Here is a 16,538-nt window from a genome sequence, read left to right as displayed (position 1 = left end):
CTGCTGCGCTTTAGATGCGAATCACGGACTGGTACGCACCAGACGGACCTCGCCGACATTGCCGGTGGAGCGAACAAAGGCGCCAACAAAACCCTCGTAGAAGCTGACTCCATACACACCATTGGCACCGCCAACGTAGGGAGTTGATGTCCATAGAGTGGAAATGACGGCACCCGGAAACGCTGCCTGATCCATGGGGGCTCCGCTGCTCACCTGCAGGTCAACCAGGCTGGCCAGCTCTTTGACGTTGGGCAGGCGCCAGCCCGTTTGCGCCCGGGCGTGGGCCAGGGCGGCCTCGTTGGAAATTCTGCTGGCGATGCCGGTGCAGGTGCTGCCGGTCCAGACCCGCCCTTGTTCGCAGCGGCGCCACTGCAGACCTGTCGACGCATCGTTGACCACATTGTTGGCAGCGTCGCTGCCGTATGCCACCGTGCTGAAGGAGTAGCGCGGCCCCGTGGCGGCGCTGCCACGCACCAGGCGCACTGCGAAGGACGAGGAGGCGCGAAGCGCATTGTCTGACCCCCCACCGCCAGCGGCCCAGTCCACCAACCAGGCCTTGGTGCTGTCGCCGCTTAGCGTATTGGCGCTCCAGTACCGAGCAAGCGCGGTGTTGGGGAACCAGGTGGTGTTGATCGGCGCACCTGTCGGACGACCGTAGTCCACGATGGTCAGCAGCTCCTGCCGCGTCGGCAGTCGCCAGTCGGTGTAGCCGCACAACTCCATCGCGTTGATTGCCGCCACATAGCCACTGCTGTCGTTGGCCGCGTTGTTGGCCAGGTTGGTGTACCGGTTGCTGCCAGCGCGCTCACCTGCAGCAGCTTTGCCCTCCCACACCAGGCCGGTGACGTTGTCGCGGACACAGCTGGTGATGGGATAGGGGCCAAACAACGATGGCACGGTGCTGTAACTCATGGGCGCGATGGTGGTCCTGTGCCCGTCTTGTTGCGGGTTCAGGCCGAGGGCTTCGGCGCTGCTGCAGGCCACGAGGGTGTTGTTTCCCTCCTGGTAGCACTGGCTGGTGGTGATGCCGGTGTGCGGCAGCTTTTCGCGGGCATTCCACCCAGTGTCGAGCACGTAGTAGCCAATGCCTTCGTAGGAATAGGTGGCGCTCAGCGTGGCTTCGATGGACGCTTTCTCTGCCGCGCTGGCGGTGTAGAAGTGAAACCCCCGGCTGGGAACGTAGAAGCGGTACAGCGGTACCAGCCCGGCTCCGGCCACCTGGCTGGCGAAGTAGGACACGCCTTCGTAGCTGAAGTCAGGCAGTGAAGCCACCACATTGGCGCGCTCGGCTTCGCTGATGGTGTAGAAGTGCACGCCTGTGCGGTTGTTGTAGAAGCGGTGCACCGAAGACAGGCCCGCCGAGTGCGCACTGGCCACCGAGAAGGCGGGACCGTCGAAGCTGAAGGGCGGCGAGAGCGTGGACGCCACGGTGGCGCGTTCGGTTTCGCTGGTGGTGTAGAAGTGCGCGCCAGTGCTGCCGTTGTAGAAGCGGTAGGCCGGGATGCGCACCGCAGCCGCCTTGCGCGCGACGTCTCCCGACAGGTAGAAGCTCTTGGCGGCGGCCTGACCCTGACCAACGTCTTCCAGCGGTGTCGGCAAACCGCTGCCCTCCGCCAACTGGGCATTGCGTTCGGCTGCCGCCAGTTCCTCCGCATTCAGCGCGGCACCGCGGGACAGGGTCGGGGTGACCGACAAGGAACCGGCGCCGCTGCCCTGGTCGACTGCAACGCCAGAGCCGCTGCCGCCGCAGGCAGCCAGCGCCAATGCGAATGCGACAACTGCCAACCGGCAAACAAATGGCCCCGGGATGGGGCAGAGAACAATGGTCACCTTGGGCCTCCAGCGTGCACTGGCGGAGGCGCAAGGCCGACATCAGCGACCCGGCGACCCGCAACTGGGGCCAAGTCTATGGAACGAAAGCACTCACCACCATAGGCCGTTTGGCCCAGAGCGGTGCCGGAATTCACAGTCCGACGGCCGAACCCGGCAGGACACCGGATCGCGTCAGCGCGGGCTCTCGAAGAACACCGCGTTGGTGTAGTCGCTGATCTCGAAATAGACCTTCTTCTCGCCCGGATCGACGGTCATGTTCTGGTTTTCGTCGAGCACGCCGTACCCGTAGCGGTAGGCGCGCGGCTTGCCGTCTTCGGTGCCCATGGCGGTGCTCATCTTGTCGATGGACAGGAAACGGCGGGCCAGCTTGTCGCCGGCATAGACCTCCAGCACGCCGTTGGTGCCGGTCCAGTTCTGGATGTCGCGGCTGATCTTGTTCTGCTGTTCCTGGGTGCAGCCGGCGAGCATGGCGAGGGCAAGGAGTCCGGTGACGGAGGCGATTCGGAGGTTCATGGAGCGGTCCTGATCAGACAGACAGAAAGAAAGTGGAAATCAGCCGCGCTGGCGCAGCGCTTCGTACAGGCAGACGCCGCTGGCGACCGAGACGTTCAGGCTCTCGACGCCGCCCTTCATGGGAATGCCGACCAGCTCGTCGCAGGTCTTGCGGGTGAGTTGGCGCATGCCGTCGCCCTCGGCGCCCAGCACCAGCGCCACCGGTCCCTTGAGGTCGACCTGGTACAGCGTCTTGGGCGCATCGTCGCTGGTGCCGATGATCCAGATGTTGCGTTCCTTGAGTTCGTTCAGGGTGCGCGCCAGGTTGGTCACCATGAAGTACGGCATGGTCTCGGCCGCCCCGCTGGCCACCTTGGCCACCGTCGCATTGATGCCCACCGCGTGGTCCTTGGGTGCGATCACGGCGTGGGCCCCTGCCCCGTCGGCGACGCGCAGGCAGGCGCCGAGGTTGTGCGGGTCGGTCACGCCGTCGAGCACCAGCAGCAGCGGCGCCACACCGTCGGCTTCCAGCTTCTCCAGCAGTTCGTCCAGAGAATGGGCCTGCTCCAGCGGGTTCACCCGTGCGGCCACTCCCTGGTGGCCATGGCTGCCAGCCAGCTTCGACAGACGCAGTCCGTCGGCCTCGATCAGGCGCACACCGGCTTCCTTGGCGCGTTCGATGAACTGCCGCATGCGCTGGTCGCGCCGGGTCGGCTCGAAATAGATCTCGATGATGGACTGCGGCGCCGTCTTCAGGCGCACGCCGACGGCGTGAAAGCCGAACAGGACTTTGGGAGAGGACATCCGGCGATTATCCCCGCGCCGGGTCCGGGCCAGCCGTGCCGGCGGCGATGCCGCCGTCCCTCAACCCGGGACACGGACCAATCTCACGGCAAACAGGTAAGCGCGCCAGAACGCCCGCACCTCACCGCCGACAAAGTCGACGCCATAGGCATCCACCTCGGACGCCAACGCGGAATTCACCGCCGGCGTGGTCGACCAGAACGCCGTCTGGGGCGTGTTCGGAAACGCCGTGGTGTCGATGAGCGGAGCGCTGGCCCTGGACGGTTCGACCAGGCTGCTGAGTTCCTTGACGTTGGGCAGGCGCCAGCCGGGCACGCTGGCGGCGAGCGCAAACGCGGAGGCGTGCCGGACGGTGCTGACCCCACCGTCGACGCAGGTGCTGCCGTTCCAGGTCTTCGATTCGACACAGCGCCGCCACTGCAGACCCGTCTGCCGGTCGATCACCAGGTTGTTGGCCGCGTCGCCCGGGTAGCTGGCCGACCCGAACACAAACCGCGCACCGGTGAACGCGGCCCCTCGAACCAGGCGCACATGCCGCGACGTCGACGGTGTCGCCGTGGAGCGAGCCCCCGTGCCGAACGACACGCTCCAGCGCTGGGTGCCACCCAGCGGCGCCGAGGCACTGGTCCAGTAGCCGCCAGCGGCGTCGCTGCTGTTGGGCAGCTTGGACATATTGATGCTGATCGGCCCCACCACCCCGTACAGCACCAGGTTCTGCAGCTCCTGCGGCGTGGGCAGCCGCCAGTCGTTGAAGCCACACAGGTTGCTGGCGTTGACCGCGGCGATGTAGCCGCTGGTGTCGCCCGCCCCCCCGCCGCCCGCGTTGGTGTAGCTGTTGCTCCCCGCCCGCAGCCCGGAGGTGGTCTTGCCCTCCCACACCAGCCCCGTCAGGTCGGATTGCACGCAATTGGTCAAGGGGTTGCTGCCCACCGGGCTGAAGAACTCGGTGTTGTAGTAGAACCGCGTGCCGTCCTGTTGCTGGCTCAGTTCGCGTGCGCTCGGCGCGGCACAGTTCACCAGGATGTTCGAACCGGTCTCGAAACACTGCGCGCTCGAAACCGCGGTGTTGGGCAGCTTCTCCCCGACCCAACTGCTGTCCATCACGTAGTAGCCGACGCCCTCATAGGAATAGGTGCCCGCCAGCGTCGACTGGATGCGGTCGCGCTCGGTGGCGCTGGCGGTGTAGAAGTGAAACCCCTTGCTGGGGATGTAGAAGCGGTACAGCGGGGTGAGGCCGAACCCGGGCGCCGTGCTGGCGTAGTAGGCGATGCCTTCGTCGGTGAAATACGGCCACGAAGCCCGGATGATCGAACGCTCCGAGGCGCTGATGGTGTAGAAGTGAACGCCCGTACGGGTGTTGAAGAAACGGTAGACAGGGCTCAGGCCCGCCGTGAACTCGGGACTGGCGAAGAACGCCGCGCCTTCGAACAGCATGTCGGGCCGGGTCGCCTGGATCGTGGCACGTTCGGTCTCGCTGATGGTGTAGAAGTGCGCGCCCGTTCCGCGGTTGTAGAAGCGGTAGACCGGTATCCCTGCAGCGGCGGACTTGGCGGTACCGGCCTCGGTGAACTCCAGCGACTTGGCGGACACCGGTTCGGACTCGGCGGCCTGCGGCTCGGAGCCTCCGCCGCAGGCGGTCACCAACAGAGCAACCAGCAAAGCAAGAAGTGAGGTTTTCATGGCACGAGACGCACGAGGCGGACCGAATGAAGTTCGCTGCGCATGGAGCCCAAGATATAGCCGGCAGCGGCGTAGACGCTCCAAGAGTAATAGTTGAAGCCAATGTATGGCGTGGATGCCCACAAAACCACGTCCTCCGCACCGGGGAATGCGGTGGGGTCGATGCTGGCGTGGTTGGTGCCCGTGATGTTCACGTTCAGGTCGACCAGACTGCCCAGTTCCTTGATGTTGGGCATGCGCCATCCCGACTGCGCGGCGGCGTGCAGCAGGGCGTTGTTGTGCGAGAAGGTGGTGGATGCCCCTGTGCAGGCGCTGCCGTTCCAGACCCGCCCCTGTTCGCAGCGGCGCCATTGCAGACCGGTCCAGGCGTCCGTGACCACGTTGTTGGCCCCGTCGCTGCCGTAAGCCACGGTGCTGTAGGTGAAGCGCGGACCAGCGGCCATGACGCCGCGCACCAGTCGCACCGCCTTGCCGAGTCCGCGGCCGTCGGTCGTCACACCGCCGTCGTAGGTGAACCGGACGAACCAGGCCTGCGCGTTATTGAACACCGCCTGCTGCGAGGTCCAGTAGTGGCCGGGCGCCGTGGAGGTGGGCAGCCAGGTGGTGTTGGGGAACCAGGTGGGGTTCACCACCGGGTCGGTACCGCTTCCGTAGACCAGGATGCTCTGCAGTTCCATCACCGTGGGCAGCCGCCAGTCGGAGAAGCCGCACAGGTTCAAGGCATTGACCGCCGCCACGTAGCTGCTGGCGTCGCCCGGGCTGTTGTTGCCGGTATTGGTGTACGTATTGGTGCCGGCGCGGGTGCCGCTGGCTTCCTTGCCCTCCCAGACCAGCCCGGTGATGTTGTCCTTGACGCAACTGGTCACCGGCTGGCCGCTGACCGCGCTGTAGCTCATGGCGTTGATCGATGCGCGTTGACCGTCCTGCTGCGGGTTCAGGCCGGTGGCGTTGCTGTCGGTGCAGGGCCCGGGCGTGTTGGTGCCGTTGAGATAGCACTGGCTGGTGGTGATGCCTGTGTGCGGCAGCTTCTCGGTCCGCCAGTTGCTGTCAAGCACGTAGTAGCCAATGCCCTCAAAGGCATAGACCGCGCCGAGGTTGGCCACGATGCTGTTCTTCTCGGTCTCGCTGGCGGTGTAGAAGTGAAAGCCCTTGGACGCCACATAGAACCGGTAGAACGGCACCAGCCCCGCACCGGGCACCTGGCTGGCGTGATAGGCCACGCCTTCGTAGCTGTAGTGCGGCAGCGTGGCCACCACGTTGGCCCGTTCGGTTTCGCTGATGGTGTAGAAGTGCACGCCGGTCTGGGTGTTGTAGAAGCGGTGCACGGGTGAAAGGCCCGGTGAATACGCGTTGGCCACCGAGAAGGCCGGGCCTTCATAGCTGAACGGTGGCGAGAGCGTCGCGATCACGTTGTCCCGCTCCGAGGTGTCGGTGGTGAAGAAGTGGGCGCCGGTGCTGCCGTTGTAGAAGCGGTAGGCCGGGATGCGCACCGCCAGCGCCTTGCGGGCAACCTCGCCGGAGAGATAGGCCCTCTTGGGTGCGATCTGGCCCGCCGGGAGATCGGAAAGTGCAACCGCAGATCTGTTGTCTGCGGCCAGGGCCTGCCGCTCGGCTGCGGCCAGCGATTGTTCGGTGAGCTTCGCGTTGGGCGATGCAGCGGTCGAACGATCTGCGGTGGAGCTGATGGAAGGAACCTCCCTGGCCGCAGAACGACTGGTGTCGGGTTGCGATCCGCCACAGGCGGACAGCAGAAAACCAAGCGTCCACAGGCAGGCTGTCGCCCCGCAGCGAACTGAAGTCCGGTATGGAGTGCTGGTGCAGATCAAGTGGGTATTCATCTTGTTTCCCTTGGCGCTTGTTTACCGGTCTGGGCGCTTTCGCAGAGGTCTTGGTAGGGGACTAGTCGAAATCCGCGACCATGCGAACAGCGTTGGAGGATGAGCTGAGGTACCCATTGCTGACCGCCCCGGTGGAAGGATTCACCACAAACCGCCGATCGCTGATGATTTCCGGCGTCGACGACCACACGGCGAGAGACGTGAATCCGCCCGTATCAGGAAACGCTGTCGCGTCCATGCTGGGCAGCGATCGGGTTCTATCGACGAGGGTCCCCAGCTCTTTCACATTGGGCAGCCTCCACCCGGAAACGTTCGCGGCGTCCCTGAAGGAATTGAACAGCGAAGAGATCATGGATCCGCCGATGTCGGTGCAAGCGGTTCCATTCCAGAACTGCGCTCTCAGGCACCGCCTCCAGACCAGGCCCGAGTACCGGTCGACCACGGCGTTGTTGGCCGCGTCTCCGCTGTAGCTTCGTGTGGTGACCAGATAGCGTGGGCCTGTGGGCTGCGCCCCGCGCACCAGACGCAGGGCATGTGATGCAGAACGCGTGTTGACACTCACGCTGCCGTCAAAGAAGCTGACCCGCCACGCGAGACTGGAGTCGTTGGAAGCGACTGTCTGGCTCCAGTGATCCACGGCCGCCGAGTTCGGGAACCAGGAGACATTGATCAGTGCACCGAGTTCAACCCCATAGTCGACCAAGCCCTGAAGCTCCTGTGCCGAAGGAAGGCGCCAGTCGGTGTAGCCACAGAGTTCGAGCGCATTGACCGCTGCCACATAGGCGACCGCCTCGGTGTAGTGGTTGTAGGTGTTGCTTCCGGCGCGCTGCCCGCTGGCGGTCTTGCCTTCCCACACGAGGCCGGTAACGTTGTCGCGAACGCAACTGGTCTTGGGATAGGGACCAAACAGCGACGGCAACTGGCTGTAGTTCATCGGGTTGACGGCAGTGCGGTGACCATCCTGTTTGGGATTGAGTGACAAGGCAGCGGGATCACTGCAGTTGCCCAGCGGATACCCCGACTGATCCAGCATGCACTGCATGGACGTCACGCCCGTGTGCGGCACCGCCTGCACCCGCCAGTCATCACCCAGCACGTAGTAGCCAATGCCTTCGTAGCTGTACTGCGGAAGCGTGGCGATGATGCTGTCCTTCTCTGCCGCGCTGTTGGTGTAGAAGTGGTAGCCCCTGGCCGCGTAGAAGAAGCGGTACAGCGGGGTGTAGCCCGTCCCGGGCAGCGTGCTGGCGTAGTAGGCGATGCCTTCGTAGGTGTAGTGCGGCAGCGTGGCGGCGACGTGGGCGCGCTCGCTCTCGGTGATGGTGTAAAAGTGCACCCCGGTCTGCGTGTTGTAGAAGCGGTGCACCGGGCTCAGCCCGGGCACGTTGGTCATCGTGGCGTGAAAGGCCGTGCCGTCCAGGTGCATGTGCGGCTGCGTGGCCAGCACGGTCGCTTTCTCGGTCTCGCTGGAGGTGTAGAAGTGACCCTGCGTCAACGTGTTGAAGAAGCGGTAGACCGGGATGCGGGTGGCCGCGACTTTCGTGGTGGCTCCGCTGATCAGCTTGCCTTCAAAAGCCTTGGGCAACACGCCCGTCTTGGCGATCTGCGCCAGCTCTTCGCTGTTCAGGCGCGCGCCCTCCTGCTGCAGGGCGACGGTTTCTTCGCTGGGCGCTGTGCCGCGGGTGGTCGGCTCCGCGGAACCGCTGCTGCCCTGCCCGCCACCGCAGGCGACGACCATGAACGTGAGAACCCACGCGGCTCCACAACGTGCGGCATACCTGCAAAAAGCTGTGTCTGTTGAATTCATGACCTTGTTTCCTCAGGAAAAAACATCCAGCGAGCAGGGTTGCTTTACGGGTTGGTGCGAACCAGACGAACTGCATTTCGGAAACTGCGCAGCTCGCTGCCCAGAGCGCCGTTGGCGAACTGCACGACCCATGCTCCAACGGGATTTCCCACATAAGGTGAGGATGTCCACAGTCTTTGGGGGGCCTGCGGAAACGCAAGGGAATCGATACGTGTACCGGAGGTCACACTCCGATCCACAAGGCTGCCCAGCTCCTTGATGTTGGGCAGTCGCCATCCGGTCTGGTTTCGTGCATGAACCAGCGCCTCTTCATGGGTGAACGCCTGCGGTGTTCCCACACACCCGCTGCCTGTCCAGCTCATACCCTCGACGCAGCGGCGCCATTGCAAACCAGAGAGCGCGTCGTTGACAAGGTTGTTTGCCGCATCGCCCGCATACGCAACGGTGCCTGGCGAATAGCGTGGACCGCTGAGCATGCTTCCTCGCACCAGCCGCACCGATTTCGCCTCGCTCCTTGGGCCGAGGTAGGTCCACCCGCCATCACCCCAAAAATACACCTGCATGTCAGTGGCGCCTGAGAGGTCGGATGAAGCGTAGAAGGTAGGCGCTGTGTTTGGAAACCAGGTGGTATCAATGGACGGACCAACGACGGGCTTGCCGTAGTCCACGATCGTCTGCAGTTCCAGCACGGACGGCAACCTCCAATCGTTGAAGCCGCACAGGTTGCCAGCATTGACCGCTGCGACGTAACCGCTGGCATCGGTGACTGCGTTGTTGCCCAGGTTGGTATAGGTGTTGTCCTTGTCCCTCGCTCCACCGTCGTCCGTTTTGCCTTCCCATACCAGACCGGTGACGTTGTCCCGCACACAACTGGTCCTGGAATAGTTGATCGGACCGAAGGTGCCGCCCGGGAGATACACCACTTCGCTGTAGCTCATCGGATTGATGGCCGTGCGGTGCCCGTCCTGCTGGGAATTCAGAAGCGCCGCAGCGATCGCAATGCCACTGCAGGCCACCATGGCGTTGTCGCCCTCCCTGTAGCACTGGGAACCGGTCACGCCGGTATGCGGCAATTTCTCCGCGCGCCAGTTGCTGGCCAGCACGTGGTAACCCACACCCTCGTAGTTGTAAGTGCCGCTCAGCGTGGTTTGGAGGTTCTGCTTCTCTGCCAGGCTGGAGGTGTAGAAATGGTAGCCGCGCGCCGGCACGAAAAAGCGGTAGAGCGGCGTGAAACCTTGCCCGGTCACCTGGCTGGCATGGTAGGCCACACCCTCATAGCTGTAATACGGCATCGTCGCAGCGATCGAAGCGCGTTCGGCTTCGTTGATGGTGTAGAAATGAACGCCAGTGCGCGTATTGAAAAAGCGGTGCACAGGGCTCAGCCCAGGCGAGAACGCGCTTGCTGCGGCAAAGGCCGGACCGTCGTAGGTCATGAAAGGCATCGTGGCGAGCACGCTGGCCTTCTCGCTTTCGCTAGTGGTGTAGAAGTGGGCGCCCGTCCGGGTGTTGAAGAAGCGGTAGACCGGGATGCGGGTGGCCGCGACTTTCGTGGTGGCTCCGCTGATCAGCTTGCTTTCGAGGGCTTTTGCAAGAACCCCCGTCCTGGCGATCTGCGCCAGCTCTTCGCTGTTCAGGCGCGCGCCCTCTTCCTGCAGGGCGACGGTCTCTTCGGTGGGCGCTGCGCTGCGGAAGGACGGAAGGACGCCGGTGCTGGTACCGATCGCTTCAGTGCGGGCGACGGACGCCGATGCTTGACCGCCGCTATCCTGGCTGCCACCGCAGGCGGCAAGCAAAAAGCTGCATGCGAATATCGCGGACCAGAGGGTCAGAAACGGGGCGTGGGATGGGGCGGGCGCATTCATGGTGTCGTTCATGCAATTTCGTCTATCGATGTCGTCTCATCTGGGGACATCAACCACGTCCATTCAGCGGCGCGCACTGGAAGCCGAAGGGAATGCTTGACGCGGGAAGCGGGTAACCCCGCTAGGGGCCGATCCATACCAAGCGCGCCGTAAGCGCTTGGCCTCGAGCCTGGAATGATTCGGTGCCATCCCCAAAGAAGACGGCCTTTGCGGAGCTGGAGTACAAGGTGTCGGGCGTGGACGCCCACAGATACTTTTGAACAGCACCGGGGAATACCACCGGGTCCACGCGTGCACCGGTCGTCACCGTTCGGTCCACCAGACTGGCGAGTTCCTTGGCATTGGGCATACGCCATCCCGCTCTTTGCCGAGCTTGATCAAGCATCACGACATGAGAACTCGAATAAGGTGTTCCGGCGCAGGCGGTTCCCGTCCAGCTGCGCCCCTCTTCGCATCGGCGCCATGTCAGCCCGGTCTTTCGGTCCAGAACGGCGTTGCCTGAACTGTCCCCTGGATAGGCCATGGAATTCACCAGATAGCGTTGCCCAGACCAGGTGGCCCCGCGCACAAGTCGCAAGTAAAAATTGCCCGACGATCGGAACTGCGTCGCAGCGGTGCTTCCGGAAGCACCAAAGTTGACAGACCAGGCATACCGTGAATCGTTCGAATCCGCATCACCCGTCCAGTAGCGTTCGGCTTGGGTGTTGGGAAACCAAGTCGAGTCAACGATCACGCTGATCGAGCTGTCGTTGATGTCATGCTTGAGGATTCCGCGAAGCTCGTTCACAGTCGGCAAACGCCAGTCGTGATGGCCGCAAAGGTTGGCAGCGTTGACGGCAGCGAGGTAACCACTCGTGTCGCCCGGCAAGCCATTGCCCTGGTTGGTGTATAGGTTGTCTTTGTCGCGCAGCCCCCCGTCATCGGTCTTGCCTTCCCAGACCAAGCCGGTCACGTTGTCCCGAACACAACCCGTCCTGGCGTAGTTGATCGGACCGAAGCTACCACCTGGAAGGAATACCAATTCGCTGTAGCTCATTGGGTTGACGGCGGTGCGGTGTCCGTCTTGTTGCGGATTCAGAGTATTGGCCGCACCAGTGCACGACACCAGCGCGTCCGCTACCGCCTGGTAGCACTGACTGCTGGTGATGCCCGTGTGCGGCACCGCCGGGTTCACCCAGTCATCGCCCAGCACGTAGTAGCCAATCCCTTCGTAGCTGTACTGCGGCAGCGTGGCGATGATGCTGTCCTTCTCCGCCGCGCTGTTGGTGTAGAAGTGGTAGCCCCTGGCCGCGTAGAAGAAGCGGTACAGCGGGGTGTAGCCCGTCCCGGGCAGCGTGCTGGCGTAGTAGGCGATGCCTTCGTAGGTGTAGTGCGGCAGCATGACGGCGACGTGGGCGCGCTCGCTCTCGGTGATGGTGTAGAAGTGCACCCCGGTCTGCGTGTTGTAGAAGCGGTGCACCGGGCTCAGCCCGGGCACGTTGGTCATCGTGGCGTGAAAGGCCGTACCGTCCAGGTGCATGTGCGGCTGCGTGGCCAGCACGGTCGCTTTCTCGGTCTCGCTGGAGCTATAGAAGTGACCCTGCGTCAACGTGTTGAAGAAGCGGTAGACCGGGATGCGGGTGGCCGCGACTTTCGCGGTGGCTCCGCTGATCAGCTTGCCTTCAAAAGCCTTGGGCAACACGCCCGTCCTGGCGATCTGCGCCAGCTCTTCGCTGTTCAGGCGCGCGCCCTCCTGCTGCAGGGCGACGGTGGCTTCTTCGCTCAACGCTTCGCTGCGGGTGGCCGGTTCTGCGGAACCGTTGCTGCCCTGCCCGCCGCCGCAGGCGGTAAGCAGCAAGACCAGTGCGATGACCCCCAAGGTCCGCCGAGTCATCTCAAAGAAGGTGGTCATCTGTTCCCTTTGCAAGGTGATCAAGGGTTGGTGCGCACCAGACGCACGGCCTGCGTGCTGGCACGGTCGCCATAGACGACCACGCCATTTGCAAATGAGACCGTCCAGGCTTGCTGGGGGCTGCTGACGTACGGGGTCGACGCCCAGAAGGTACCGATGGGTGACTGGGGAAACGCCATCGTGTCGGTGAAGTCGGAGGCCGACGGAAACACGATGAACCCTGTGGGCCGCACCACCAGGCTCCCCAGTTCCCGGACGTTCGGCAGCCGCCAGCCCGCCTGCCCGCCCGCGCGAGCCAGCGCCGACTGGTGGTTGAGGGTGAGCGCGGAGCCGCTGCAGCTGCTGCCGGTCCAGGTCATGCCTTCTGCGCAGCGACGCCACTGCAGTCCGCTCAGCGCGTCGTTCACCAGGTTGTTGGCCGCGTCGCTGCCATAGGGCACACTGCTGTAGGTGAACCGGGTACCGCTGAGCAGCGCTCCTCTGACCAGGCGCACAGACCTCCTGGACGTGTTGGACAGGGTGGAGTTCGCGATGTAGCCATCGTTGAAGCTCACAAAAAATGGTGCGTACGCATTCGGTGTCTTCACCGCCCAGTAGGAAATGATCAGGCTGATGCCATCGGAGAGCGTCCGGGAGTTGGGGAACCACGTGTCATAGGTGCTGGTACCAGCGGGATATCCAGCGCCGTAGTCCAGCAGCGTCTGCAGTTCGAAGGCTGTCGGCATGCGCCAGTCGTTGTAGCCGCAAAGGCCTGCCGCGTTGACGTTGGTCACGTAGCCGCTGGCGTCGTCGGCCGCGCCGGTTCCGTCGTTGGTGTAGAGGTTGGACCCGGCCCGCTCTCCGGTCGCCGTCTTGCCCTCCCACATGAGGCCTGTGACGCTGTCTCTGATGCAGGTGGTGACGGCGTAGTCGCTGTTCATCAACACGGCGCTCGGCACCCTCTCGTAGCGCATCGGGTTGATGCTGCCCCGGCGGCCGTCCTGCTGCGCGTTGAGGCCGACCGAGGTCGGTCGTCCGGACAACTGCTGCTCGAGCGTGGGGAAACAGTCTGCGAAGGCATTGCTGTCGGCCTTGTAGCACTGCGTGCCGGTGATCCCGGTGTGTGGCAGCTTCTCCGGCAGCCAGCGGCTGTCGAGCACGTAGTAGCCGATGCCTTCGTAGGTGTAGAGGCCCGCCAGTGTGCTCTGGATGCTCTGCTTCTCCTGCGCACTGGCCGTATAGAAGTGGAAGCCCCGTGACGGCACGAAGAAGCGGTAGAGCGGAGTCAAGCCCTGCCCGGCGACCTGGCTGGCGTGGTAGGCCACGCCTTCGTAAGTGAAGTGCGGCAGCGTCGCGGCGATCGACGCGCGCTCGGTCTCGCTGATGGTGTAGAAGTGCACGCCGGTCCGGGTGTTGTAGAACCGGTGCACCGGGCTCAGGCCCGGAGAGAACGCGCTGGCGGCGGAAAACGCCGGCCCGTCGTAGGTCATGAACGGCTTGGTCGCCAGCACATCGGCCTTCTCGGCTTCGCTGGTGGTGTAAAAGTGGGCGCCTGTGCGGGTGTTGAAGAAGCGGTAGACCGGAATGCGGGTGGCCAGGGCCTTTTCCGAAGCCCCGGCAAGGCGTTTTTCCGCAGGCTCGCGAACCGCTTCGGCGCTGTCTGGCCCGCCACCGCCGCAGGCGACCAGGAAACACGCGATCCCCAGCACGGCCAGACGCCTTGCTGCGCTGCGGGCAAATGGGAACGGCTTGAACATCGCGGTGGGCTCCGGGCGTTGGACGGCACGCGAGCAGCCCTGTCGCAACCAGCCGAACGCGTGTTTACATTGAGACACGTGCCCACCGGGCCGGACAATAGGCCGAACAGCCTATGAACATGCTCTCCCTCCCCGGTTAAGCTGTACTTTCATACCCCATCGAGGTGATGCCGCTTGGACACGCTCAAGAGCTTTCGACTGCTGCTGCTGGACGACCACCCGCTGTTTCGCGAGGGCCTGGTGATGGCCCTGAACAAGCTGGAGCCGGACTGCGAGGTGGTGGCGGTCGCGACCCTGCCGCAGGCCAAGGCCTTGCTGGCCGAAGATCCCAACCGGTTCGATCTCGTGCTGATCGACTACAAGCTGCCCGGCAGCGACGGGCTCTCGTGCGTGGGCGAGTTGCAGGCCCGCCATCCGATGGTCAGCTTCGGACTGATTTCCGGAGAGGACGACGACCGGCTGCCCCAACGGGCGAAGGAGGCCGGGCTGGTGGCCTTCCTGTCCAAGTCGCTGGAGATGAGCGCCCTGCTGGACGCCCTGCGACAGCTGTCCCGCGGTGAGACCGTGTACTGCCTCAACACCAGCCTGGCCACGCGCGGCCTGCCCGCGCAGGACTTCGGGCTGACACCGCGCCAGCTGGATGTGCTGCAGTTGCTGGCCACCGGCGAGAGCAACAAGGCGATCGCGCAGAACATGGGCATCTCGCCGGCCACGGTCAAGAACCACCTGGACGCCATCTTCGAGAAGATGGGGGTGACCAACCGCCTGCAGGCGGTCATGCTCGCCAAGGCCGCGCTGCGCTAGCAGCAGCCCCGGTTCATCTCAGGCCCGCCCCATGACCGACAGCGCCGGATCGCCCCTGCCAGCCGCATCGCCCGCCATTCTCGACAAGCACCGGGCCCGCGTCCTGCGGGAACTGTTGCGCCTGAGCGCGAAAGTGCCCGTGGGCTCGATCGTCTGGCAGACCGCCATCAGCCTGCTGACGGTGGCGTATTTCGCATACCCCGACCACCTGCTGGCCGGCGGGATCTGGCTGGGCCTGACGGCGCTCAGCCAAACGATGCGCCTGGTGTTCAGAACCCGCGACCCGGGGCCGGACCCCGACGCCATCCGCCGCACGCTTCGCTTGCACCGGATCCGTGTGCTCTACAGCGCGATGGCCTGGGGCAGCGCTGGCATTCTGCTGTTCGACCATGGCAATGCGGCGCGGCAACTGGCGCTGACCGTGATCATGGTGTCCAGCTGCATCGGCTTTTCGTTTTCCGCCTCGTCCCACGCGCCCACACTCAAACTGGCGCTGCCCTTGCTGGTCGGACCCATCATCGTGTCGCTGTTCATCAGTCCGCAGCCCTACATGTGGGTCATGGGCATGATCGGCACCAGCTTTCTTGTGGTCATGCACCGACTCATCCATGATCGCGGCCAGCAGCTTGAAGAAACGCTGTCGCTGCGCATGGAAGCCCAGGAAGTCCGTGAAGAGAAGCAACGCTTCTTCGCCGCCGCAAGCCACGACTTGCGCCAGCCTCTGCAGGCGTTGACGCTCTACCACACGGTCCTGGCCAAGGGTGACACCAGTCCCAACGTGATCGAGCGCATGGGTGAATGCATCGATGCGCTGGACCGCCTGCTCGCGGGCGTGCTCGACATCGCCCGGCTCGACGCAGGCAAGGTGGTGGCAGGGGTCGAGCCCATCCACCTGCCCGAGCTGATGCTGCGCGTGGCGCGCATGCACGACCTCGCGTTGCGCGACAAGGGGCTGCGGCTGAGGCTGCACACGCAGGACGAATGGGTGCTGAGCGACCCGGTGCTGCTCGAACGCATCCTGTCGAACCTGCTGAGCAATGCCGTGCGCTACACAGAGCGCGGAAGCATCCTGTTTGCCGCCCGGCGCCGCGGCAATTTCCTGTTGCTGCAGGTGTTCGACACCGGTATCGGCATTCCCGACGACCGGCTGGATGCGGTCTTCGGCGAGTTCACCCAGCTCCACAACCCTGCCCGCGATCCGTCGCGAGGCACCGGCCTGGGGCTGGCCACCGTCCAGCGGCTGGCCCGTTTGCTGGACCACCCGCTATCGGTGCGCTCGGCGCACGGAAAAGGGTCCTGCTTCTCGCTGTCGGTCGCGCGCGGCGAGCCACCGTCCGCAACGCCAGCCCCTGCCCGGGCGGATGCATCCGGCGCCAGCTCGGTCGCGCTGCCGCCGTGGCGCATTCTGGTGGTCGAAGACAACGCCCTGGTGCGCGAGGCGCTGCACGCCATGCTCATTGGCTGGGGCATGAAGGCGACCACCGAAATCAACGCCAGCGACGCCATCGCCCGGCTGAGGCACGAGAGCTTCGACGCGGTGCTGAGTGATTGGCGCCTGCCAGGCGACGGCGACGGGCTGAGCGTGCTGCGACACGCCCGCGAAAACACCTCCACCCGACTCGCCGCCTTGCTCACCGGAGACGACGTGCAAGAAGTACCGTCCGACTTCCCGGTGGTCAGCAAGCCAGTGCGACCGCTGCGCCTGCGTGCGTTGTTGACTGCACATCTGGAGCAGGTCGAAAGGTCCAACGCCGGGCCGTGATCCGTCGACACATGCCCCAGGATTGTTGAAGC

At 64.3% G+C, this 16,538-nt stretch carries 11 protein-coding genes; 2 read left to right on the top strand and 9 right to left on the bottom strand.

Features of this window, described 5'->3' with window-relative positions; translation table 11 throughout:
- Nucleotides 1–21: 21 nt before the first annotated feature.
- The 9 genes from ACLIJ1_RS04810 to ACLIJ1_RS04770 form a co-directional block, all read right to left on the bottom strand.
- Nucleotides 22–1,785, bottom strand: a complete 1,764-nt coding sequence (locus ACLIJ1_RS04810) for a DUF1566 domain-containing protein (RefSeq protein WP_411364334.1) — start codon at nt 1,783–1,785, stop codon at nt 22–24.
- 219 nt (nt 1,786–2,004) lie between these two features.
- Complete coding sequence (locus ACLIJ1_RS04805; RefSeq protein WP_411364333.1) at nt 2,005–2,346, bottom strand: hypothetical protein; 342 nt, start codon at nt 2,344–2,346, stop codon at nt 2,005–2,007.
- Between the two features lie 39 nt (nt 2,347–2,385).
- Nucleotides 2,386–3,129, bottom strand: a complete 744-nt coding sequence (gene rlmB, locus ACLIJ1_RS04800) for a 23S rRNA (guanosine(2251)-2'-O)-methyltransferase RlmB (protein WP_411364332.1) — start codon at nt 3,127–3,129, stop codon at nt 2,386–2,388.
- 60 nt (nt 3,130–3,189) lie between these two features.
- Nucleotides 3,190–4,809 (bottom strand): DUF1566 domain-containing protein, encoded by a 1,620-nt coding sequence (locus ACLIJ1_RS04795; protein ID WP_411364331.1) that lies wholly within the window; start codon nt 4,807–4,809, stop codon nt 3,190–3,192.
- A complete protein-coding gene (locus tag ACLIJ1_RS04790; RefSeq protein WP_411364330.1) occupies nt 4,806–6,647 on the bottom strand; it encodes a DUF1566 domain-containing protein in 1,842 nt (613 codons plus the stop codon). Before ACLIJ1_RS04790 ends, ACLIJ1_RS04795 begins: the two co-directional genes overlap by 4 nt.
- 61 nt (nt 6,648–6,708) lie before the next feature.
- A complete protein-coding gene (locus ACLIJ1_RS04785; RefSeq protein WP_411364329.1) occupies nt 6,709–8,382 on the bottom strand; it encodes a DUF1566 domain-containing protein in 1,674 nt (557 codons plus the stop codon).
- A gap of 113 nt (nt 8,383–8,495) precedes the next feature.
- A complete protein-coding gene (locus tag ACLIJ1_RS04780; RefSeq protein WP_411364328.1) occupies nt 8,496–10,325 on the bottom strand; it encodes a DUF1566 domain-containing protein in 1,830 nt (609 codons plus the stop codon).
- 109 nt (nt 10,326–10,434) lie between these two features.
- A complete protein-coding gene (locus ACLIJ1_RS04775; RefSeq protein WP_411364327.1) occupies nt 10,435–12,228 on the bottom strand; it encodes a DUF1566 domain-containing protein in 1,794 nt (597 codons plus the stop codon).
- A complete protein-coding gene (locus ACLIJ1_RS04770) occupies nt 12,225–13,940 on the bottom strand; it encodes a DUF1566 domain-containing protein (RefSeq protein ID WP_411364326.1) in 1,716 nt (571 codons plus the stop codon). The genes ACLIJ1_RS04775 and ACLIJ1_RS04770 overlap by 4 nt, the downstream gene beginning before the upstream one ends.
- A gap of 174 nt (nt 13,941–14,114) precedes the next feature.
- On the opposite strand from ACLIJ1_RS04770, the gene ACLIJ1_RS04765 reads away from it, so the two are divergent.
- Both ACLIJ1_RS04765 and ACLIJ1_RS04760 read left to right on the top strand, forming a co-directional pair.
- Nucleotides 14,115–14,744, top strand: coding sequence for a LuxR C-terminal-related transcriptional regulator (locus ACLIJ1_RS04765; protein WP_411364325.1), 630 nt, complete (start codon nt 14,115–14,117; stop codon nt 14,742–14,744).
- Nucleotides 14,745–14,775: 31 nt separating this feature from the next.
- Nucleotides 14,776–16,506: a hybrid sensor histidine kinase/response regulator gene (locus ACLIJ1_RS04760; RefSeq protein ID WP_411364324.1), complete on the top strand. Its 1,731-nt coding sequence runs from the start codon at nt 14,776–14,778 to the stop codon at nt 16,504–16,506.
- Nucleotides 16,507–16,538 lie beyond the last annotated feature (32 nt).

The sequence above is a fragment of the Hydrogenophaga sp. RWCD_12 genome (assembly GCF_046604225.1).
Taxonomy (GTDB): Bacteria; Pseudomonadota; Gammaproteobacteria; order Burkholderiales; family Burkholderiaceae_C; genus Hydrogenophaga.
The sequence above is the reverse complement of the archived record's forward strand: the minus strand, read 5'-3'. Positions and strand labels throughout refer to the sequence as shown.

Bases quoted from the DNA above. Each gene is read 5' to 3' on its own strand.
- ACLIJ1_RS04785 (WP_411364329.1), bottom strand. From the start codon at position 8,382: ATGGTCGTCGCCTGCGGTGGCGGGCAGGGCAGCAGCGGTTCCGCGGAG.
- ACLIJ1_RS04790 (WP_411364330.1), bottom strand. From the start codon at position 6,647: ATGAATACCCACTTGATCTGCACCAGCACTCCATACCGGACTTCAGTT.
- ACLIJ1_RS04805 (WP_411364333.1), bottom strand. From the start codon at position 2,346: ATGAACCTCCGAATCGCCTCCGTCACCGGACTCCTTGCCCTCGCCATG.
- ACLIJ1_RS04760 (WP_411364324.1), top strand. From the start codon at position 14,776: ATGACCGACAGCGCCGGATCGCCCCTGCCAGCCGCATCGCCCGCCATT.
- ACLIJ1_RS04770 (WP_411364326.1), bottom strand. From the start codon at position 13,940: ATGTTCAAGCCGTTCCCATTTGCCCGCAGCGCAGCAAGGCGTCTGGCC.
- ACLIJ1_RS04780 (WP_411364328.1), bottom strand. From the start codon at position 10,325: ATGAACGACACCATGAATGCGCCCGCCCCATCCCACGCCCCGTTTCTG.
- ACLIJ1_RS04795 (WP_411364331.1), bottom strand. From the start codon at position 4,809: ATGAAAACCTCACTTCTTGCTTTGCTGGTTGCTCTGTTGGTGACCGCC.
- rlmB (WP_411364332.1), bottom strand. From the start codon at position 3,129: ATGTCCTCTCCCAAAGTCCTGTTCGGCTTTCACGCCGTCGGCGTGCGC.